This is a genomic window from Roseobacter sp. MED193, assembly GCF_000152965.1.
Lineage (GTDB): Bacteria > Pseudomonadota > Alphaproteobacteria > Rhodobacterales > Rhodobacteraceae > Pseudophaeobacter.
In genome coordinates, this window is the sequence record NZ_AANB01000005.1 from 39,150 (window position 1) to 61,017 (window position 21,868).

At 57.1% G+C, this 21,868-nt stretch carries 16 protein-coding genes and 1 pseudogene; all 17 read right to left on the reverse strand.

Translation table 11 applies throughout. The annotated features are described in order from the left end of the window. Nucleotides 1-61 precede the first annotated feature (61 nt). The 17 genes and pseudogenes from tssK to tssB (MED193_RS00260) all read right to left on the reverse strand — a co-directional run bounded on the left by tssK (nucleotide 62) and on the right by tssB (MED193_RS00260) (nucleotide 21,831). Complete coding sequence (tssK, locus tag MED193_RS00185) at nucleotides 62-1,402, reverse strand: type VI secretion system baseplate subunit TssK (RefSeq protein WP_009807588.1); 1,341 nt, start codon at nucleotides 1,400-1,402, stop codon at nucleotides 62-64. A gap of 41 nt (nucleotides 1,403-1,443) precedes the next feature. Beyond that, nucleotides 1,444-2,979 (reverse strand): type VI secretion system-associated FHA domain protein TagH, encoded by a 1,536-nt coding sequence (gene tagH / locus MED193_RS00190; RefSeq protein ID WP_009807589.1) that lies wholly within the window; start codon nucleotides 2,977-2,979, stop codon nucleotides 1,444-1,446. 7 nt (nucleotides 2,980-2,986) lie between these two features. Beyond that, nucleotides 2,987-3,286, reverse strand: a complete 300-nt coding sequence (locus tag MED193_RS00195; RefSeq protein ID WP_009807590.1) for a PAAR domain-containing protein — start codon at nucleotides 3,284-3,286, stop codon at nucleotides 2,987-2,989. 1 nt (nucleotide 3,287) lies between these two features. Next, nucleotides 3,288-3,914 (reverse strand): hypothetical protein, encoded by a 627-nt coding sequence (locus tag MED193_RS00200; RefSeq protein ID WP_039965589.1) that lies wholly within the window; start codon nucleotides 3,912-3,914, stop codon nucleotides 3,288-3,290. A gap of 9 nt (nucleotides 3,915-3,923) precedes the next feature. Beyond that, nucleotides 3,924-6,035, reverse strand: a complete 2,112-nt coding sequence (locus MED193_RS00205) for a type VI secretion system Vgr family protein (protein ID WP_009807592.1) — start codon at nucleotides 6,033-6,035, stop codon at nucleotides 3,924-3,926. A 75-nt stretch (nucleotides 6,036-6,110) separates the two neighbouring features. After that, on the reverse strand, nucleotides 6,111-9,272 hold the full coding sequence (locus tag MED193_RS22450; protein WP_254655410.1) for a type VI secretion system contractile sheath large subunit: 3,162 nt from the start codon (nucleotides 9,270-9,272) through the stop codon (nucleotides 6,111-6,113). Nucleotides 9,273-9,554: 282 nt separating this feature from the next. Continuing rightward, nucleotides 9,555-10,028: pseudogene (gene tssB, locus MED193_RS23175) on the reverse strand (type VI secretion system contractile sheath small subunit); the annotation flags it as partial. Continuing rightward, nucleotides 10,021-10,875, reverse strand: a complete 855-nt coding sequence (locus MED193_RS00215; protein ID WP_009807594.1) for an ion transporter — start codon at nucleotides 10,873-10,875, stop codon at nucleotides 10,021-10,023. The pseudogene tssB (MED193_RS23175) and the gene MED193_RS00215, both read right to left, overlap by 8 nt. Nucleotides 10,876-10,956: 81 nt before the next feature. Next, nucleotides 10,957-12,204 carry a hypothetical protein gene (locus tag MED193_RS00220; protein ID WP_254655404.1) on the reverse strand — a complete coding sequence of 416 codons (1,248 nt, stop codon included), beginning with the start codon at nucleotides 12,202-12,204 and terminating at the stop codon, nucleotides 10,957-10,959. Between the two features lie 35 nt (nucleotides 12,205-12,239). After that, nucleotides 12,240-14,963: a type VI secretion system ATPase TssH gene (gene tssH / locus MED193_RS00225; RefSeq protein ID WP_009807596.1), complete on the reverse strand. Its 2,724-nt coding sequence runs from the start codon at nucleotides 14,961-14,963 to the stop codon at nucleotides 12,240-12,242. Nucleotides 14,964-14,988: 25 nt separating this feature from the next. Further along, complete coding sequence (gene tssG, locus MED193_RS00230) at nucleotides 14,989-16,026, reverse strand: type VI secretion system baseplate subunit TssG (protein ID WP_009807597.1); 1,038 nt, start codon at nucleotides 16,024-16,026, stop codon at nucleotides 14,989-14,991. Beyond that, nucleotides 15,990-17,867: a type VI secretion system baseplate subunit TssF gene (tssF, locus tag MED193_RS00235; RefSeq protein ID WP_009807598.1), complete on the reverse strand. Its 1,878-nt coding sequence runs from the start codon at nucleotides 17,865-17,867 to the stop codon at nucleotides 15,990-15,992. Before tssF ends, tssG begins: the two co-directional genes overlap by 37 nt. A 2-nt stretch (nucleotides 17,868-17,869) precedes the next feature. Beyond that, nucleotides 17,870-18,367, reverse strand: a complete 498-nt coding sequence (tssE, locus tag MED193_RS00240; RefSeq protein ID WP_009807599.1) for a type VI secretion system baseplate subunit TssE — start codon at nucleotides 18,365-18,367, stop codon at nucleotides 17,870-17,872. Further along, nucleotides 18,360-19,163, reverse strand: a complete 804-nt coding sequence (locus tag MED193_RS00245) for a type VI secretion system accessory protein TagJ (protein WP_009807600.1) — start codon at nucleotides 19,161-19,163, stop codon at nucleotides 18,360-18,362. The genes tssE and MED193_RS00245 overlap by 8 nt, the downstream gene beginning before the upstream one ends. An 82-nt stretch (nucleotides 19,164-19,245) precedes the next feature. Next, nucleotides 19,246-19,749: a type VI secretion system tube protein Hcp gene (locus MED193_RS00250; RefSeq protein ID WP_039965592.1), complete on the reverse strand. Its 504-nt coding sequence runs from the start codon at nucleotides 19,747-19,749 to the stop codon at nucleotides 19,246-19,248. Between the two features lie 55 nt (nucleotides 19,750-19,804). Further along, nucleotides 19,805-21,301, reverse strand: a complete 1,497-nt coding sequence (gene tssC / locus MED193_RS00255; protein ID WP_009807602.1) for a type VI secretion system contractile sheath large subunit — start codon at nucleotides 21,299-21,301, stop codon at nucleotides 19,805-19,807. Between the two features lie 11 nt (nucleotides 21,302-21,312). Then, complete coding sequence (gene tssB, locus MED193_RS00260) at nucleotides 21,313-21,831, reverse strand: type VI secretion system contractile sheath small subunit (protein WP_009807603.1); 519 nt, start codon at nucleotides 21,829-21,831, stop codon at nucleotides 21,313-21,315. Nucleotides 21,832-21,868: the final 37 nt, after the last annotated feature.

Genomic DNA, 21,868 nt, shown 5'->3' on the forward strand with positions numbered 1-21,868 from the left:
ACCCACTCACCATATTACTAAAACCACCCGCCGCAGCGGAGAGTTAATAAGCCTGTTTGCCTTAGCTGTTGCGGATGGCCCAAAGTTCCATCTTAAGCCCTGGATACTGCCCAGACACATGCACCGCCACGCCGCCAGAGGTGGTCATTTTGCGCCAATAGGGGCTGTCGGAATCCATCTCAAAATAGACCACACCAGAATGATAAGGGATCTGACGCGGAGCCACTGGCAAGGGCCGCAGGGTGATCCCTGGCAGCGCCGAATTGACCAGCTGGCGGATTTCTTCCACCGGGCCAATCTTGGCCTGGCCTGCAAAATGACGCCGTACATCTTCGGCAGGCAAATCCGCGCTAACCGCCAACACAAAACCAGCATTGCCCAGCAATTTGCGGTCGGCAATCACCCCAACCGAAATACCATATTTGCGCTCTTCCAACTTGATCGCGATGGCCGTCTGTTCCAGCACTGAGCTGAGATACTGCCGCAACACGCGAATAAGCGGAGCAAAGCAGCCCATCAGATCATCATGGGTATATGACGGCAGTTCCGGGGCCTGTTTGTCTGCCGCCATATAGCCAGACAGCTCTCCGGCCAGCCCGGCACAAAGCATATAAAGGCGCTCCGGGTGCAGGTTCTCGATCTGGCGTAAATGCCGGATCATTGGCAGCATCCGGTTCACCACTGACAGCAGCATGAAATCAGACACATCCGCCACTCCACGGGCAGTGCCTGCTTCTGCCAGACGGCCCGACAAAGCCTCCATCCGATGCGCCAGCAGCCCCTCTAACTCCCGCAGGAAATCCCGCAGGACTGAGGCCGCTCGCGCATCCAGACAGGAGGGGATAAAGGCCTGATCCAGGATAATCTCTTTGTCCGAACGCACCTCGATGATACGGGCCACCGGGATTGCCAACATATCCGCCATGTCATCGACACCCAGGGCAAACTGCAGGCGCATCTTACCCACATTAAGCGGCACCGGTTTGCGCTCAGTGCTGGTCACATCGGTGACTTCCTGACTGGAGGGACGCAATCGGCTGGCGGAACGTTCAGCGCCGCTCAGATCCACCTCTATCGCGCCCTGGCGCCGCTGGGGAACCGTCAAGTAGACGACGCAATCCTTGATGGTGGTCGGCACCTCCAGCGCAGGGGGGTGCGGGTCGGCCATCGGCACCCGAAAAATACACCCATCCTGCGTCAAGCCCTCGCAGGATTTAAGCGCAAACTGGCCAATTTTCAGCGCCTCATGGTCAATCTCCAAAGCATTGACCCCCCAGGCATAGGGGCCAAGACGACGGGCCAGGCCTGTCACCAGGCCTTCGGTATAGCGATCTGATTGCTGGAAGTGATGCGGCTGTAAAAATAGCCCCTCCGTCCAAAGCACCTTGCTGTCCCAGGACACCTGGTTCTCCCCTATTAATTGCCCGCGCCGATCGGCACGGTTCAGTCTTTTAATTTGTCCAATTGCGCCTTGTAGGCCCGCGCAAATTCACGGCTGAACAAGTCATGAAAATCATTCTCAGCCTGATCCGAAATCTCGGAAAACAGCCGCTCATAGACATCCCAATAACGCGCCTTCTTGCCCCGTAAGAGACCGCTAAGCCCACCCTTGTCTTCGATCTGCGCCTCTAGCGCCTTAGGATCAAGCCGGGTCAGAACGCCCTTGAGGGCCGCCTCCATACCGGTCACCATAGCAACCTCATGGGCCTTGATGTCCTTCAAGGCCTCTTCCGCTGCGGTTTCCGGGCTAAGGTAGCCCTTGGTGGCAGGTTTCAGCATGGCCTCAATCGCCTGTTCCGGCGTGATCGAGAATTTCAACGGGTTGTTGCCCCCAGCCGAGATCATCGTCTGTTCGATACGGAACTCCGACTTGATCGAGGTCCGCGTCATCAGGATTTCACGGATGCCGGTTACCAGAGTCTGCAAAACCCGCCCCATGCGGCCCATGGATTTGACCGGGTCCTCATCCCCCAAAGCATCCTCTTCCACACCAAGCCCCCGCAAAAAAGCAGAAGTTGCGGCTGACGACGACCCTGGTTGAGCTGCAGGTTCCGGCTCTGGCTGGGTTGGCGTTTCTTTTACCGCAGGTTGAGCGGCCGGGGCAGCAACAGGGGCCTCCAACGTGGTGGCCGCTGTATCGGAAGGCTCCGCAAATGGGTCGGAGGAGGCCGCATCAACAGCTGGACTGACGGGCGCAGTGCTTTGTACCGGAACGGGTTCAGGAGGCGCTGCGACGGGTTCAACCGGCGCCGCAGCTGGTGTGGGCGCTGGCTCGGGCGCGGCAGGCTCCCCTATGCCTGACAGAAAGTCATCATCCCAATCATCCGGAATTGTCGAAATATGGGCGCTGGGGGCTGCAAAACTATCTGCCGCCGAAGCGGAGTGACTGGGCAAGCTGGCCCCTACCCCTTCGCGCCCATCGCTAGGCTTTTGGAAAAACGGATCTTCCTCTTCCCCCAGAGGGGGCAACAGATCATCAATGGGATCAACCGGATTGAGCTGAGAGGGCCCGGTGGGACCCGAGGCCCCAAGCAGATCGTCCAGAAAATCCCCTGCAGGACCTGCATCATCCAGCAGCGCCAAAGGATCGGGCGCATTATCGGCGACACCATGCGAGGCCGGCGCATCGGACAGCGGATCTGGGATCATATGCGCGGCGGATTTACTGTGGATTTCAACCAACAACTCATAGTTCCCAACACAGAGCACATCCCCATTGTTGAGCGGCGTCGGTGTGCGACCCAGCGGTATTTTGGAATAGTTCAGAAAGGTGCCATTGGCGCTGAGATCCACCACCACCACATTGCCATTGTGGTCCTCAATGGCGCAGTGATTGCGCGACAACATCTGATCCGGGTCTGGCAGGACCATATCATTACTATCACCGCGCCCGATGGTCAGGCTTGGACCCAGCATGGAAACCGGCGCAGCATTGCCAGGCATCGCGCCCGAATTCTGAAACTTGAGTGTCACCGCCATGGATCGCTTAACCTCCCACCAGCACGGTAAATTCACCCTTGATGATCAAACCGCCACAGGCGGCGTTATCCGTGATACGCGCCGCAGGCAACTTATTGATCAACACCGTCGCAGAGCCCTTCACAATCGGATGCGGAGGCGCTGCCGTACACATATCGCTCAACCGGGCTGCGGGCAGTTTGCCCACCAGAACCGTCACCGCGCAGGGTGGCATGATAGGAGTGGGAACCGGCAAGGCCGGTGGTGGAGGGATCGACGGCAGCATACATGCGTGCAGATCCAATAACCGCGCCTGGGGCATTCCCATCTCAGGCCTCCTCCTTCTCGTTACCTGGATCAGGATCGGCTTGTTTGGCCTTACCCTGCCCATTACCACCGCGCGCAATATCCAGTGCACGCGCGACCAAAACCCGGCCGTGTTCTTCAAACTTATCAGACAATTGGCTCAATGCTACCATATTCATTGCAAAGGCCGCCGCTTCCGAGGCCCCGGCTGGGGCTGGATATTGGTTTAGATCCCCCGGCCCCAATGTCCCCGGCGCATAAAGCACCGACAGCGCGCAGTTCACCGTGTCATCGTCAATATAGGCGTGATCCAGCGTCAGACGCGCAGCATCACGGTTCTCCTCCGATGGATCACGCACCCAGGCTTCGGAACAACTGAGCGAGGCCGGGTCTTTGTCTGATCGCGGGCCAATGTAATCGCGTGCGGCCATACAGGCCCACCAAACCCGTTCTCGCGGGGGCAGCAACACCCCCAGCAAACGCAACAGGTCGACCAATGCTTCTTTCTCATAGAGCTCCCGCAATACCACCCCTGCCGTGGCCGTTGGTGGTGCCGTCAAAGGTGTTTTCAACAGCACATTGGCATGTGACAGCAGCTTGGCCACGGGATCAGCGGGAAGCTTGACCAGGTTTTCAAAATTCTCTGACATCATTCCCACCTAGTTGATCATCGTCAGGCCGCCCTTAAGGGTCAGCATGGCGTCCCCTTTGACGGTTGTCATTGGAGCCTTGGCTTCAACCATGGCACTGCCTTCGACCTTGATCATGGGCCCTTTGATCGTCACCCCCGAATTGTCGATCTTTACCGACGTGGGCCCCACCTGAAGCAGGATCTCCTGGCCAGCAGTCATCTTGATCTTGCCCGCCGTGGCATCCACCGAGATATTACCCAGGCTGACAGTTTCGTCATGATTGCCCTTGGCTATTGTCTCGGTCAAGTTACCCGTGTCGACATCCAGGGTCATATTGCCTTTCTGGATGGTCTCGGCCTTGTCTCCTGTTTCAACCACCTCAGTGCGGTTTCCGCTTTTGACCACCTCATCCATATGCTGCTTGATGGTCAACGCATAGCTCTTCTCATCCGTTCCTGGCGCATCTGGTTCAGGCGCATCCAAACCGATGGTAACGGCAGAACGATCCTTGATCAGCATCTGGTGATCTTTTTCGGCCTGCACCCGCATCAGTTCTTCGCCCTTTTTGTCGTCGAACATCAGCTCATTGTAGCCGCCGCCGCCCTTGGAGGAGTTGGTCTTGATCCCCAGCTGCGTCTGATCATCCGGGTAGGTATAGGGAGGCATGGTATCGGCGTTATACAACATGCCCGTGCAAATCGGTCGATCCGGGTTGCCGTCCTCAAACTGCACCACCACCTCCTGACCGATGCGTGGCACCGCGACCATCCCCCAGTTCTTTCCCGACCAAGGCGTCACGACCCGCACAAAGCAGGAGGATTTTTCATCGGCTTTGCCCTCGCGATCCCAGTGAAATTGGATTTTGATGCGACCGTGTTTGTCCGTTAAGATTTCTTCGCCGCTGGGGCCAACCACGGTTGCGGTTTGTAATCCTGGCACCTGCGGCCATTGTGTGGCAAGCGGCGCGCGATATTGCTCGTGTTTTTCAATCGCGCCAAAGGTGCTGGCATAGGCGTCGCCTTTGATTTCCTCGGGAAAGTCCATGTTACGTGGCTTGATATCATGGCGCATTTCACCTGCTTCAGCCGCTGAAGTCGTGCGTTTTTCCCGTTCGTTGTAGTCCCCTGCAACCTGTAAATAGTGCACGGCATCCACCACAAGATATTCGCCATTGGCCGGCTTATCCGGATGGTTTTTCAATTGAAAAGTATAGCCGGTGCCCAAAGTCCGAAGACTGCCAGCCCCCCGCCAGCGCTTGTGCCGGATGGCCTCCGCCTCCATCTGAACGCGCACCCGTTTATTCCCTAGGCCAGTATCCTTGCGATAATGACCCTGGTAGTCATAAAACTCATAATCCTTGTGGCTGTGGCTGCCCTTGGGAATGGCGTTTTTGACTTTCAAATCCGCCGCCGGCGACAGAAAATCAAAATCATTCAGGGTCACTTTGCCGGTGGTCAGAACTTCTTCGTGTGCCCATTCTGAAATATGATCTTCCCGGCGCCGGTCGCGATCATCGCGGGCGTGGAATTCGATCTGCGATTTCCCATTGACCGGCGAATGACCACTCATCCCGTCACAAAGAACAAGCTTCTCTGCCGCATTTTTGTCGCTCGTGCTGTCGAAGTAGAAATAGATCCCCTCCTCCTCCATCAAACGGCAAATGAAATCGTAATCGGTCTCACGGTATTGCAGGCAATAATCGCGCGCCTCGTAGCTCTCACTCAAACGATCCCGAAAGTCGCTGAACCCGTTTTCGCTAAAGATCTGCTTGATGACATCCACCGCAGAGAGTTCCTGAAACACCCGGCTGTCCGTGGTCCGCGTGAGCAGCCAGAACCAGGGTCGCACCTCGGCCACGTAAAGCCCGTAGCCATCGCGAAAACCCATGTTTTCAACCGAGATGCAAAGGCCGGAAAACTTTTGATCCGTCTGATCCTCGGTCTGAACATGCAGGTTCATCGTTTGACCCACGATGTCTTCCAGTTTGATTGCTTTATTCTTTGACTGAAACTCTATGGTGGTTTCCGTCAGTTTGCTCAGGCCTTCGCGCACGATGGCGCGTTTCAGCAAAAGATCCCGTACAGAATAGCTGCCGGACATCCAGACCATGTCACTGTCATGTGCTTTGCTCTCAACCATGGCTCCTCCTTTCCCCGATCAAGATCGGGTTAAAAACTGGGCGAAAATACGCCACTGCCAACTTAAAATGCGTCATTACAAATCTGCTAAGAGGGCCGCCAATTCGGCGTCCATCTCGTCATCGTCTTCTTCCGTATCCGTCTCTTCGCCGAACCCTGCCAACAGCGCATCCAAGTCGTCCAGGTCAGCCTCATCTGCGGTGGCCGCGCCGGTATCCCCGTCGCCGAGATCCAAATCATCTAGGCCCAGATCGCTCAGATCCAGATCATCCGCCTCTGAGTCGGGCTCCATCGCAGGTTCAGCGGGTTTTGCTGCCGCAATACCCGTTTTCTCGCGGGGGTCCGCCGGTGAGGGCGCAGGAGCCGGCACCCCGCTCCAAGGGCCTAGAACTTCACCTCCGGCAACCGAAGAGAACGAAGTCAGGCGCAGCTCATCGCGGCCTTTGACCGCGCTGAGTGCCATCACGCCCCGTTCATTGGCCATGGCAATCTTGTCGAGATCAATATTGCGCTCGGTACAGGGCAGGGCCACCTGATCCCCAAAACGGTCATTGACCGTATGATAGGGCATACCCCCCAAGGACATAATCGAGCCCAACTGCATGGACGCGCCATTTTCCTTGAACGAACGCGCCAGCAGGATTGTTACCAAGACGACCGGATTGCCCCAGAGCATGCCTTTCAATCCCTCGGCCTCGGAGAACTCCTCAAAGTCGAAGGCATCCACTGGGTTGCTTTTGGCGCCATAGGGACGGCGCAGCAAGAACCGGGGGCTGGCCAGGGCCAAATGGCCTGCCTCGGGCATCTGTTGCAGGGTATCCCAGGCATTGGCCACCACTGCTGGGCGATCCTTTTTTTCCGTTTTCAGGAATTCCGGTGACAGGCTGGTAAAGAACGGCGCATCCACATGGGCCGCCACCCGCGCAATCCGGCCCAGCAGCTCCGCATGGGGAGGCGTTTCTTCAAACCCATACATCCCGATCAGGGCGGAATAACCGCCCCGCCCCAGCTCGGGATCCATTGGCTCTTCGCTCAGCAACCGGGTAAAGCCGGAACCGGACAGATCGTCCTGCGCCGCCAGATCTGCCGCCAGTTCTTCGGCGGACACATCATAGAGCACCACCTCCAAACTGTCGTCAACTTCGACGGAGCGGGCAATCAGATCCAGCGAGCGCCACTGCGCCTCCAGCGCCTGAAACTCAGGATGGTGCAAGACCAAGCGCATGGCATCCGACAGGGCTGCATCCACCGCCGCCTGCATCGCCGGCACCTCTGGGTTTGGCAAGGCACGAATATAGGGGCCCACCACACGGGCCAGCATCTCATCAACCGGCGAGGCCTCTCGAAGGCTGTTCTCTGTGTCACCGATCAGTTGTTGAAAGGCACTCAGTCGCCGGTCGGCGGGAATGGAATTGCTCGGCGAGGAGCGTTTCGGCACCCGCACAGGTGTTCCATACTGTGCCGCCCAGGTCGCCAGACTGCGGCTGGCATGATCAACCGTGACGCCTGATTGCAACTGGTCGCGCAGGCTGACCAATTCGGAAAACAGGGCAACATTTTCAAACAGCTCATCTGGATGCAGATCGTCAAACTCTTTGAGTTTAACGGCAATACCGCCTTCGTCCTGGCCGATGGGCAAAACCAACTCGCTGGCAAAGCCTTCGATGATCTCCTCCACCGTGTCCGGGTCGAGCAATATACCCTGTCGCTGTGCCAGCGCCGCGCCAGTCTCTACCTGCCCCCGGGCCGCCCGACCTGAGAAATCGCCGAATAGCGCAATACGGAAGCGCTTGCGCGTTAACTGCTCCGCCTCAGGACGCTCTGCGCTGATGGTGCCATAGGCAAATTCTGGCTCTGCAGTCGTCACTTGTTTCTCTGCGTCCGGCGCAGCGGCCTGTGGTTCAGCAACTTCCTCCACATCCGTTTGAGGGGCATCGCTTTCGAGATCCCCCAACAGAGCCTCCAAATCCGACAGATCATCGCTCAAATCCAGGGCTGTTTCCGCTGCTGCCGGATCCGCCGCTTCCTCGCTGTCCAGATCCGCCAGCAGGTCGTCCAGTCCATCGCTCTCATCAGCGGCTTCGGTGGGACTTGGCGCCTCCTGCTCGGTTTCCTCTGCAGGATCGCTGGTCAAATCACCCAAGAGATCGTCAAGATTGAGATCATCAGCTTCGGCCCCCTCATCAGAGAACCCTAACAGATCGTCGAGATCAGCTTCCGCCGCATCCGTTGTGCCCAATAGCTCGGTCAGGCTTGCCTCACTGTCATCGCGGCTTTCGGCTTCGTCTGTGATTTCCAAATCAGAAAGAATACTGTCTACATCAACTGTATCGCCAGCTGCATCTTGCCCCAAATCCAGATCGGAAAGCAGCCCCTCCAAGCTCAGATCACCCTCACTTTGCGCGCTATCTTCTTCACTCTCTGTAGCCAAGTCAGACAGAACAGCCTCCAAATCGCTTGAGCTGTCCGGCTCCGATGGGTCCTCCGCCCCGTCCAAACCTGCAAGCACCTCGTCAAGTGCTGCAGAGCTATCCGGGCTATCCTGTTCGCCTGTCGAAAGCTCGCCAAGCAAACCCTGGAGGTCCACGCTCTCCTCCACAGCGCCTGGCTCTTCCTCCACATCCAGCCCGCCGAGGATATCCGCAAGCGGGTCCTCTTCAGGCGCATCCTCTGGTTCGCCTGGCGCAGCGGAAAGCACATCCGCCAGAATATCGTCCACCTGATCTTCGCTCTGCTCCTCCTGCGCGCCCTCATCCAATGCGCCCAAAATATCGCTTAGATCAGCCTCCTCGCTGTCCTCTTCGGTAGGTGCCGAGGCAGAGAGCTCATCCAACAGCGCCGAGAGGTCATTGTCTTCAGGATCCGCCGCCCCCTCCTGCGTGGCCAGACCGTCAAGGATAGCTTTTGACGCCTCTTGCGCAGTTTCACTTTCCTCCGCCGGGGGCGTCAGTTCCTGCAAGGCCCCCAGAACATCTGACAGATCATCCCCGTCCTCTTGCGGTGTCGGCGCTGACGCCTCCAGGTCCGATAGGATATCTGCAAGCGGATCTGGCGCATCGGTTTCCGGCAACTCCTGCGCAGCCAGGTCATCTAGAATGCCGTCATTGGATGGTACTTCGCTGGGCAAAAGGTCTTCGCCAGCGCGGGCCAGATCGCCCAAAATATCTGCGCTGCCCTCTGGTATCTCTTCGGGGGCTGGCGCGACCGCCCGCAAAGAGGCCAAAGCCTCCTCGCCCATATCCTCGGTCTGGATGGCCTCCTCAGGAGCGGCGGCAGCGAGGGCGGCCAGCGCTGCGTCAGCCTGCGCATCATCCTGATTGGGAGCATCCTCTGGTGCGGTGGAGGCCAGGGCAGCCAAGGCCCCTTCGACGCCATCGTCGTGTTCTGCCTCTGTCGGTGCGCGTGCTGCCAAATCCGCAAGCACATCGTCGCTTTGATCCTGTTCTGCTTCGGGCAGTGCGACGCCGCGAAGACTGTCCAAAGCGCTTTCCTGGTCTGCCGCTGAGGCTGCATTCCCCTGTGCCAATGTCGACAGTAAGGCCGGGTTGTGCAGGATTTTTTCAATCAGGTCCTCAGCACCGGATTTCCCATCCATATAGGCCATCAGGGTTTGCAACTGGGTGCGCGCTTCCAGCAAAGGGCGCAAGCTATCGACCTTTGATGCAATCGCGCCGGGGCTGAAATCCTTCATGCTCTCAAAGGTAAGGTCGATGGCTAGATTGCCTTCCCCGGTCAGGGTGTTTGGCACCGTAAAGGCCGCCCTCGGGACCATAGACTTCATGCGTTTGTCAAAATTATCGACGTCTATTTCGAGAAACTTGCGATCCCCGATGGCGGGCTGGGGCGCTTTGCTTTTGCCCACAAGATCGCTCATCACCCCCATGACAAAAGGCAGCTGCACCTTCTTTTCGGCGCCATAGAGCTCCACATCATATTCGATTTGCACCCGCGGCGCGCGATTGCGGCCTATAAATTTCTGCGAACTATCAGCCATTGTCGCCTCCCTTGAGCGCTCCGAGTTCCTGACGCAGGGCTTTTATTTCTGCGTGCAGCTCCAGCACATGGGCGTCCACCAGGTCAGTTTCCTTGCGCACCAAATCCCGCAGCTGCTCAAATTCCGCCTCAGCCTCAGCCTCCACCGCTGTTTGCATGGTGTTGACCAACAGGCCGATGAACAGGTTCAAAACGGAGAAGGCAGTGACAACGATAAAGGGCACAAAGAAGGACCAGGCCATTGGGTAGACCTCCATCACCGGGCGCACGATGCCCATGGACCAACTCTCGAGTGTCATGATCTGGAACAGCGAATAGAGCGAACGACCAAGTGTACCAAACCACTCATCGAAAGCGGAGCCATACATCAGGGTCGCCATCACCCCAAAAACGTAAAAGACGATAGAGATCATCACAATCACCGCGCCCATGCCCGGCAGGGCATCCAGCAGCGCCTGGACCACCTTTCGCATCTGCGGAACCACTGAGAGCAGTCGTAGCGCCCGAATAACCCGAAGCCCCCGCAATGCCGACAAACCCTGTTTATCCGGCAGCAGGCCAACGCTGACCACCAGCAGGTCAAAGATATTCCAGGCGGAAGAAAAGAATTTGAGCCGGTAGGCGAAAAATTTGAGCGCCAATTCAGCCACAAAGACCGCAAGCACCAGCTTATCCACCACCCCAAGCAGGCCGCCCACTTGTTCATTGACAGCAGCAGAAGTGCTGAGCCCCAATGTGATCGCGTTAAAGATAATGATCCCCAGAATGGAGTTGGTCACAACTGGGCGTTCAACAAAAACACGGGCGCGGTCCTGTAGGCTTGGCTGGGTTTGGGCGCTCTCGGTCACGGGTTATCTCCACTGGTCATGGCGTTTCTGCGTCATTCATACGCCGGGCACCCAAGGTGCCCGGCCTTTGGGTTCACTCCGTCAGGCGGCATCAAATACGGTGCCATCCAGGGCTTTGCTTGCCAGTTTGTCATAGACATAGCCACCTGCCGCTCCGCCCACGCCAAGGGCGAGATCCTTGGTTCCGGTTGCGATGGAATTGCCATCAATCGGCGACAGGCCAAGAGCTGCAAATTTCAGGGCTTCACGGAACACCTTGAGCGCCTTGGGATCCTTGATCGTCAGTGCTTTGACCCGTTTCATCAGATCCTTGATATTGTCAGCCCATTTTCGGGCATCACCATACATGAACTGGATCTTGTCGATGGCGCTTTGAACAGCGTCGTAGTTCTTCGCCAAAGCTGTATCCAAGGCTTTGCTGATCATCACCAGCTGCGCCTTCTTGTCTTTGACCGGGTGTTTCTTCAGCCTTTTGCTGACTTCCGTCAAAAACTCCTTCTTCAGCTTGTCCTGCTCCTTGAGGATTTTTGCCAGGGTCTTTGACAGATCATGCATTTTAACGACCATCTGGGCATATTTCGCCTTCAAGGTATCGGCAGCATCTTCAACGGTTTTGACTGAGGGCTGCGACACCCCGAGAAACTCCTGAAAAATGGCAGCGGAGACCTCATTGGTGGCGTTGAGCGCCGGGTTAGACGCCGCCTTTTCCACCAAGGCCAGGTTCTTTACCAAAATGGCTTTGGACTGGTCGATGTTGATGGCCAGCTTGCCCACATCCTGTGCAAGGCTGACACCAGACTTGATAAAGCCAATGATCGCAAAGGCCGCCCCTGCACCGCCGGAAAAGGGCGAGGTCGCCATGGCTGCGATACTGACGGCCAGCCCCGCCAGCGTACCCACGATCGAGACGCCAATCTTGATCTTGAACTTAGACCATTCTTTGCGTTTCTTTTGCAGATCACTCCAGGCTTTGGCCGCCGCAAGTTCAGCGCCTTTTTCAGCCACTTTGACGTCATTCTTGATGGCGTCATTCAGCCCCTTCAGCTGCTTTTCCATCTCTTTTTCAGAGGCACCCTTGTTCACCATCTGGCCAAAGAGCTTGTCGAAAATCTTGCATTTTTTCTCGATGGTTTCTTTGGTCTGCTCCAGCACATCACTGGCGGCCGCTTGAAATTCCTGCTGCAAAAGAGGGTCCTTATCGGCCCCCTTCTCCATCTTCTTGTCCAGATCGATCACAACTTTGAACGAGAGTTTTGGCGGCTCAACCATCTCTAGTCCAGACACTTTGATGTCCAGATTCTTGAAGTCCATTACTACATGTTTGACCATGTCATTCCCTCCCAGTTCCCCATTTCAAACGTCAGTTAGTCAAAGCTGTAGGTGAATTCCCCATCCGCGACGTCGATTGCGACAGAGGCAACTTCCTCCCCCGCCATCAGGCGGCGCAAAAACTCGTTGGAGATATCCGGCAGCATGGAATTGGTCACGATTGCGTCGATCATCCGACCGCCGCTTTCAAGCTCCTGACATTGATCAACAATCTTATCGACAACAGCATCTGTGTAGGAAAACGGCACCCCATGCGCCTCTTCCACCCGTTTTTTGATCCGGCCCAGCTGCAGCCTGGTGATTTTGCCAATCATATCCGGGCTCAGCGGGTAATAAGGAATGGTCACCAACCGCCCCAAAAGCGCCGCTGGGAAAATTTTCAGCAGCGGATCACGCAATGCCTTGGCGATGCCTTCTGGTGCGGGCATCAGATCCGGGTCGGCGCACATATCCATAATCATGTCAGAACCCGCATTGGAGGTGAGCAGGATCAGGGTGTTTTTAAAATCAATCACCCGGCCCTCGCCATCCTCCATCACGCCCTTGTCAAAGACCTGAAAAAAGATCTCATGCACATCAGGGTGCGCCTTTTCGACCTCGTCCAGCAGCACCACCGAATAGGGTTTGCGCCGCACCGCTTCGGTCAGAACACCACCTTCGCCGTAGCCGACATAGCCAGGAGGAGCGCCCTTCAGAGAGCTGACCGTATGGGCCTCTTGGTACTCGGACATATTGATGGTGATGACATTCTGCTCCCCGCCATAGAGCACCTCGGCAAGGGCCAGGGCGGTCTCGGTCTTGCCCACCCCGGATGTACCGGCCAGCATGAAAACCCCAATGGGTTTGTTGGGATTATCCAGCCCGGCACGGCTGGTCTGGATGCGTTTGGCGATCATCTTCATCGCGTGATCCTGACCGATCACCCGCTTGGCCAGATGTTCCTCCAGATGTAGGATGGTGTCGATTTCATCCTTGACCATGCGGCCCACCGGAATGCCGGTCCAATCCCCCACAACGCTGGCGATGGCCTGATGGTCGACAATCGGCAGGATCAGAGCGGAGTCGCCCTGAAGCTCCTCCAGCTCGGCGTTTTTGTCCTTCAACTGTTGCATCAGATCGGCACGATCCTCAGGGCTTAGCGGGCTGGTCATTGCGCCCTCAGCCCCCTCTTCCCCAGTATCCACTGCGGCGTCTACGGGCGCGGCCCCCTCCCGGAGTTTGGCGCGCAGGTCGAGGATCTCCTGGACCACCGCTTTTTCCTTGTCCCAACGGGTGGTGAGCCCTGCCAGCCGCTCTTCCTCGGTGGTCTTTGCCGCTGTCACCGCCTCGCGCCGGTCTGCGACGTCATAGCCTGCTGTCTCATCCCGACCGATGATCTCCAACTCGGTGGTCAGCGCCTCAATCCGGCGTTGGCTATCGTCCACTTCCGCCGGGACTGCATGCTGGCTAACTGCGACACGGGCGCAGGCGGTGTCCAGCAAGCTCACGGATTTATCCGGCAACTGCCGCGCTGGAATGTAGCGCGCCGACAGGCTGACAGCGGCCTCGATCCCTTCATCCAGAACCTGCACCCGGTGATGGTTTTCCAGCATCGAGGCGATACCGCGCATCATCAGGATTGCCTTGGGCACCGAGGGCTCATCAATCTTGACCACCTGAAAACGCCGGGTCAGCGCCGGATCTTTTTCGATGTATTTCTTGTATTCTGCCCAAGTGGTGGCGCCAATGGTACGCAGAGTACCCCGTGCCAGCGCCGGTTTCAGCAGGTTAGCCGCATCGCCCGTCCCCGCCGCACCACCTGCCCCAACAAGTGTGTGGGTTTCATCCACAAACATCACAATAGGTTGGGCACTGGCCTGAACCTCATCAATCACCTGACGCAGGCGGTTTTCAAACTCCCCCTTCATCGAGGCGCCAGCCTGCAATAGGCCAATATCCAAGGCCAAGAGCCGCACATTTTGCAACGCTGGCGGCACATCTCCACGGGCAATCCGCAGGGCAAAGCCTTCAACAACAGCCGTTTTCCCAACGCCTGCCTCACCTGTGAGGATCGGGTTGTTCTGGCGTCGCCGCATCAGGATATCAACAATCTGGCGGATCTCTTCGTCGCGCCCCACAATGGGGTCAATTTCCCCATTGCGCGCCTGTTCGGTCAGATCCGTGCAGAACTGCTCCAGCGCCTCTCCCTTGCCCATGGCACCGGGGGCCATGGCACCAGAGGCCTCGCCGGGTTCGGCACCGCCACCGGTCACAGAACTGCCATCCTGCGCCGACATCGTGGCCTCAGGCGAGCCATCCGTGGCCTCAGCAAAGTTATCCGCCAGATCATCGGCGCCGATGCTGGCCAGTTCCGGCGACATGGAGGCGAGGATATTACGCAGGGCTGGTGTTTTCAGCATACCCAGGAGCAGATAGCCGCTGCGCACCTGGCTCGCCGAATAGAGCAATGAGCCCCAGACCCAGCCGCGTTCCATCGCGTCCATCAGATGATCACTAAGGTCAGATATCGCCGAAGCCCCACGGGGCAGCATGTCCAGCGCCCGGGTCATCTCAGAAGCGATCTTTCCAGTGTCGAGATCATAATGGGCAATGATCCGGTGCATATCGCTGTCTTGCTGCGCCAAAAGCTGATGCATCCAGTGCACTAGCTCAACATAGGGGTTGCCCCGCATTTTGCAGAACACAGTTGCCCCTTCTACCGCTTGATAGCCCAATTTGTTGAGCTTCCCGAATAGCGCCACGCGGCTGATCTCGGTCATGGTATTTCACTCCCTATAGGCACTCTTAATTCCCCGAGCTGCTGCCGGGGTACAAAAACAAATCTTCAACATCTGGCTGGTCTATGTCTGGGTCAGGTCGGCTGCGGATCCAGCTGGTATGGCCAAGCCGCGTTGTGCCTCCAAGGCTCGCCCGGGGCACGGCATCGCCTGCCAGAACAAGGTTCACATCCCAGTCCAGGAAATCACCCACATAGCTGCGCACAATCGCGCGCAGGCGGTCCAGCGCCGCGCCACCCGGCAACAGCCGCTCGTAATCCTGCAGGTTCAGCGGGCCGATACGCAGGCGAAACTTGGCCGAACGGCTCCAGACCTTTTCTCCCAGGCTGGTGCTTTGGCCCAAGCCCCCCTGCCCCCGGCCCATCTGCCAGCGGTCATCGGGTTCCAGCTGCAGCCAGCTGCCCACGAATTCCTCCAGCTGTACTGGCACCTGGAAAAAGTCCGACAAGATCGCCACAAGTCCGGCAGGTGTTTTGGTCCCCTGCCCCAGAATCCCAGTGAAATGCAGCTTGGCCAGATCCGGCATGTCATCACGGTTCTGCAACCCCTTGCCATGATAGCCCGCAAGCGCTGCCACACGGTCCGCCAAAGGGTCTTCATCGCGATCAAAACTCACCGCAGGCGCGCCCTCTGCCCAGGCACGATAGAGCAGCGACATCATCCGGTGCGTCAACATATCAGCAAAACCCACCATAGTGGGGTCGCGATGGTTGCGTTTACGATCGCGCGCATATTCGGTCAGATGCAGCGGCAGCGGGCCCTGCGGCCCAAAGAGACCAAAAAACCGATTGGTCAGCCGCGCGGGCCCTTCTTTGGTCGCGGGGGTAAAATCGGCAATCGAGGAGGGAGGAAAGGCCAGCTCGGCCTCTTGGCCCAGGCGCAGCGGATCTTGCCGGGGGCGGCGGCTCTCACCCAATCGCGGCGCATCAGAATAATGTGCTTCCAATACCCTAAGGGCCTGAAAAACATGGTGTTCCTCAGGGGCTTCAACCAGACGGTCAAAGAGGCTCAAATCATTCGGCCCAGACCCTTTTGCGGACGCCATCTGGCGATTTCCCCTCGTTTTTCGGTTGTCAGAACCGTTTCGGTAAATGAATTAATGCTGGCGTAGCCATGAAAGAACCGCTCCAATACAGCCCCCAACGCATAGATATTGCTGCCTTCAAAGAAGCTTTCGTCAAAGCCGATAGAGATTTCCATGCCGCGCACTGCAGTCGACAAAATCTCGTCGCTCATCCGGCGCACGATGGGGCGGCTGGAAACGGAAACAATGCCTTCCAGCTGCTTTTCGGTCACCCGATTTCCCAGCGGCGCATAGAGCCCAACCAGCTCACGCAGGGCCTCTGCAGCATTGCCCCGGCCGCTGTCAGCAATCGAAACATAGTTGAGGCTCAGATGTGAAATCAGCCGCCAAGCCGTATCACCCTGCCCCAAGGAAGGATGAGGGCGGGTGGGTGAAATTGGCAGGTTGATCTGCCTCACTGGCCCGCCTTCGGGCAGATGAAAAACATTCTCGTTCCCGGTCGCCAGTAAGAGCGGCAAATCGCGATTGGTGCAGAGCGCCTGAACCGCCAATTGCTCCAGATCCGGCCCATAGGGCGCTTGCGAGCGGTCTACCAAGGTCAGGTAGACCTCTGACCCCAAATAGGACGAACGCACACCGCGCAGACGCTCTTTTTCCGAGCGCTCCCGCATGCGCCGCTTCAAGGTGTAATAGGCTGGATGCGTTTCACCCGCTGCGGTGAAATCATCCGCTGAGTAGAAGGGGCGAAACACCACGTCATCAGCACCTTCGCCGCTGATACCAGTGACCTTTTTCAGGGCGTAGATTTCAAAATCCAAACCCGCCGTCCGATTGGGAACCACCTGATGTTCGGTATTACGCACGGTCATGCGCACCCGGTCACAGCGTTTTTCGAACAGGTTCACCGCAGGAATACAATTTAGTTGGAAGACCTCGGGCATCACCACGGGCGCGATATCGCGCATACCTTCGCGAAGCGGAATGTAGAGGTCCAGTTCCGAACCTTCTGCCTTTTGCAAGGCCGGACGCAGCCCCTGCAATTCAACAAAGCGAAACCGTTCGGGCATGGCAAAGAATTCCTGCAACAAACGATAGCCATCAAAGACCCTTGCCGGAACGGGCAACAGTGCTTCGTCGCGCGAAAACCCTTTCTGTACGATGCGCCCCTCAGGCAGCGGCAGGTGCCAATCGGCCCGACGGTCGGTTGAGCGCGCCACAATGCCCTGGACCTGGGTACAGAGCAGCTCAAGCAAGGGCCAGCTGTTGCCAGCTGCACTGCCCAGATAGATCTGCAACCGATCCATATCGAGATCACGCAGCGCTTCGCCATCAGAGCGTTTGAGACGCAGGCGAATGCCGGCGCGGGCCTCATACCCGGTTGCGACACCTGCAGCGACCAGATCGCCCCGCCCGTCAATATACTGCGCCTCGGAGATTTCCACCGGCCAGAGCGTCAGATCTGCGGCGGTGCGGAATTCACATGGCGTCTGCTCCCCCTCATTCAAGCGCGAGCGCAGAACCGAATTTCGTGGCATCACATAGCCGCTTTTGACAGCGGAATTGGTTGGGTCAGGCTCAAAATGCGCAATCATCATCGATGGCGTCGGTGCCAGATAATGCGGGTAGATGATCTCAAGCAGGTTTGAAGTGAAATTGGGATACTGAAGCTCCAGCTCCAACTGCACACGGGCGGACAAGAAGGCCACGCCTTCGAGCAGGCGCTCCACATAGGGGTCAAGAACCTCGACCCCCTCCATACCCAGCCGCGAGGCGATCTTGGGGTAGGCCGCCGCAAACTCCGCGCCCATGTCGCGCAGATAGTTCAGCTCATTCTCATAGTGGCCCAAGAGGCGGGTATCCATGGCTAGAGCCCCCTTTCCATCTTGACCTCACCCGTGGTCACATCGACCTTGCTGCGCAGGTATAATTCCAGCGGCAGGGGCTGGGCCCACATATCTGCGCGAATATCCAGACCGATAGTCATGCCTGCCACATCCACATCACCGATCAACTGCACATCCACCGTGCCCTCAATAATGCGCGGCTCAAAACTGGTCACAGCCTGTTCGATAGCGCGGCGGATCTTCTCGGCTTTTTCAGTGGTGCTGAATTCGCCTGTGACCTCGCTCAAGCCAAAATTCAGCACCGAAGCCGCCGCCATCGGGTAGCGATCCGCATCAATCTGATGGCCGGCGTTCTGCGTGTTGAGCAACCAGGACAGATCCCGTTGAATGATCTCACGCAACCGGTTCAAATCAATGACCCGACTGTCGCGTGTTTCTTTGCGGTCTGTTGGATTGTTGTCTGTCAGCCGGTCCAAAAGCGAGGGTTGCAGGCGTTCGGCAAGCATCTTGTCAGCCATCCGGTTCGTCCTGCGTGCCAATCTTCAGCTGCCGAATATCCATCAGCGGAAAGTCTTTCTCACCAATGGTCAACAGCCGCTGCCCAAGGCCAGTATAGGTGCCTCCGTCCAGCTCTTGCCAATTGGTCGCGCGCGCCAGCTTGGCGCCGGCATCTGCCTTTTCGCTGCCCGGGTAGCGCGTCGGGATCAGAACCGCCAGCGCGCCCTCATTGGCCAGGGTCAATGTGCCCGCCATCCAGACAGTATCGCGCAGATCCGAAGGCGCATCGATTTCGAGACTTTGAATCTGCGTAAAGGGGAGCCAGAAATAGCGCCCGTTAAGGATCACCTCAAGCACCGGCCCAAGACGCATGTCAGCATCGGCAATCCAATCAAACGCGGTGCCGTTCACGGTGCCCGCTGTTGTTGGCGCTGCCTCATAGGCTGCTTCACGCAGGGCAGTCGCTTGATCCGTATTCCCCTGCGCCAGCATTTTTTGCGCCTCGATCAACTGCGCCAGCCAGGCCTCTGGCTCACCCAGGATCAGCGGGTCTTTTTCGCCCTTGAAAACCTTTTCACGGTAGACTTCACAGAGGATCGCCTCGCGGTAGGCCTGCGCCATGACCGTGGCACCTGCGTCCAATTCAGCGCTCAACCGCAGCTGCGCAACAGCGCGTTTCCAATCCCCCAGGATACAGAGCAGCTGAAACAGGAATATCCGCAGTTTGGCGTTAGAGGGGTCGGCGCGGACCTGCTCTTGCAGCGCTGCGAGAGCCTGCTCCGGATCACCGGCGCGCAAATGCTCTTCTGGGGTCATGGGCAAAACTCCGCCATGTCAAACATGTCATAACAAAACAATAAAAACCCCGGGCGTGATGCCACGCCCGGGGTGGTGCAAATCAATATTCGAACTTGCCGGTTTGAACGTTCCATTGGAAAACAATCGGATTTTCCAACTTGCCCGTTTTTTGGTTGGTGGACTTATAGGTATGCTCTATCGCGGCATAGGCCAGTGACCATGTCTCCTCCGGAATGCCATCCTCGCTGGCGGAAATCGAATAGCTGTCGATCACAACGTCCTTCAGCTTCCAGATGGAATATTCCAGCAGACCCTCAGCCTGTGCATCCCCCGAACGACACCAATGCATGATGATTTCGGGGCGCACAGTCCCGTTCGCCACAGATTTCGCCAGCTCGTTAGAAGCCTTGCCCATCTGGGAGGTCAGTTCGATCTTGCCAAAGTTGGAATTGGCATGCATCCGCTGTGTCGATCCAAGATCTGTCATCTCAACAGCGCGTTCAACATTCCAGTTCGCCGATTGAATGACGATCCATTTCTTGTGTTTGTCTTCTGTGGCATCACCCTCGATATCCGAGATTTCCACAAACATGCTAGCAGCCATTTTGCTATCCTTTCAAAACTTAACTCATTGACAAATTCAGAGGCAGGAGTGGTTGTTAGCCCCCTTTTTCCGAAGGCAGTTTCGACACCAGTCGCAGAGAAACCGAAAGGCCCTCTAGCTGATAGTGCGGGCGCAGAAAGAATTTTGAGCTGTAATAACCCGGATTGCCCTCGACCTCTTCGACCACGACTTCCGCAGCCGCCAGAGGTTTGCGCGCCTTTTCATTCTCCGAAGAGATATCGGCATTAAAATCAACGTAATTGTTGATCCAGTTCTGCAGCCAGGATTCCATGTCCTGACGGCTTTTGAACGACCCGACCTTATCGCGCACCATACATTTCAGGTAGTGGGCAAACCGGCAGGTGGCAAAAAGATAGGGCAAACGCGCGCCGAGATTAGCGTTCGCCGTTGCATCCGGGTCGTCATATTCGGTGGGCTTGTGCAGGGATTGCGCGCCCATGAATGTCGCCACATCGGTGTTTTTGCGATGCAAAAGCGGCATCATGCCATTCTTGGCAAGCTCTGCCTCGCGGCGATCATCGATGGCAATCTCCGTGGGGCATTTCTGATCCACGCCGCCGTCCGTTGTTGGGAAAGTATGCGAGGGCAGCTGTTCCAGCGTACCGCCACTTTCCACACCACGAATGCGCGAACACCAGCCATAGGATTTGAAGGAACGGGTGATATTCGTGGCCATGCCGTAGGCGGCATTGACCCAGGAATACTTATCGCTCTCAGCACCGGTGGTGTCTTCCTCAAAGGCAAATTCATCTACTGGGTCCGTCTTGGACCCATAGGGCATCCGCCCCAGGAAGCGCGGCATCGCGAGACCAACATATTTTGAGTCTTCGCTTTCCCGCAGGGACCGCCAAGCAGCGTATTCCGGTGTTTGGAAGATCTTGGTCAAGTCGCGCGGGTTCGACAGCTCGGACCAGCTGTCCATCTGGAACAGCGAAGGCTCTGCCCCAGTGATCAAGGGCGCATGGGCTGCTGCTGCGATCTTGGACATCTCACCCAGAAGTTCAATATCCGGCGGCGAATGATCAAAGTGGAAATCTGCCACAAGGGAGCCGTAGGGCTCACCCCCCAACTGGCTGAATTCTTCGGTATAGAGCTTTTTGAAGATCGGCGATTGATCCATCGCCGTGCCTTTGTATTTGGCCAGACTCTTGCCCAGTTCCTTTTTGGTGATCGGGATCACCCGGATCTTCAGCATCTCGTCGGTTTCGGTGTTGTTCACCAGATAGTGCAACCCGCGCCAGGCACTCTCGAGTTGCTGGAACTCTTTGTTGTGCAGGATCAGATTGACCTGTTCGGTCAGCTTTTTGTCGATCTCAGCGACGATGCTCTCAATGGAGCGCAGCGCGTCATCAGAGATCAGACCGGTATTTGCCAGCGCCTGTTCCGCCAGGGTTTTCACCGCGCTTTCGACGGCGGTCTTCGCCTGATCCGACTTGGGACGGAATTCCTTTTGCAACAGGTTTGCAAATTCGCTGGAGCCAAATGCGGCTTCTGCCGGGGCGGCTTCGGTTTGGAGTGCTTCGTCTGCCATTTTATCCCTCCTTATTCCGTCTCACCACCGGCGTCACCGCCGGGTTTGGGCTGGGCTGCCAGGGTTTTCAGCAGGCTGGGATCCTGCATGATTTTGGTGATAAGATCCTCAGCACCGGTCTTGCCATCCATATAGGTCATCAGGTTGCTGAGCTGGGTGCGGGCATCCAACAGCTCTTTGAGCGGCGCAACCTTGGCAGCGATGGCAGCAGGTTTGAAATCATCCATGCTTTCAAAGGTGATATCCACCGCCATATTGCCTTCGCCGGTCAGCGTATTGGGCACGGTAAAGGCCGCGCGCGGGGCCATGGATTTCATCCGTTTGTCAAAGTTATCGACATCGATCTCGAGAAACTTGCGATCCGCAACAGAGGGTTGCTCAACCTCGGATTTCCCGGTCAGATCAGCCAGAACACCCATGACAAAGGGCAGCTGAACCTTCTTTTCAGCGCCGTAAAGTTCCACATCATATTCGATCTGGACCCGTGGCGCCCGATTGCGGCCAACAAATTTTTGTGCACTTCCAGCCATCTAGCTCTCCTTAACTCGTAATCTAACTGGACAAAGA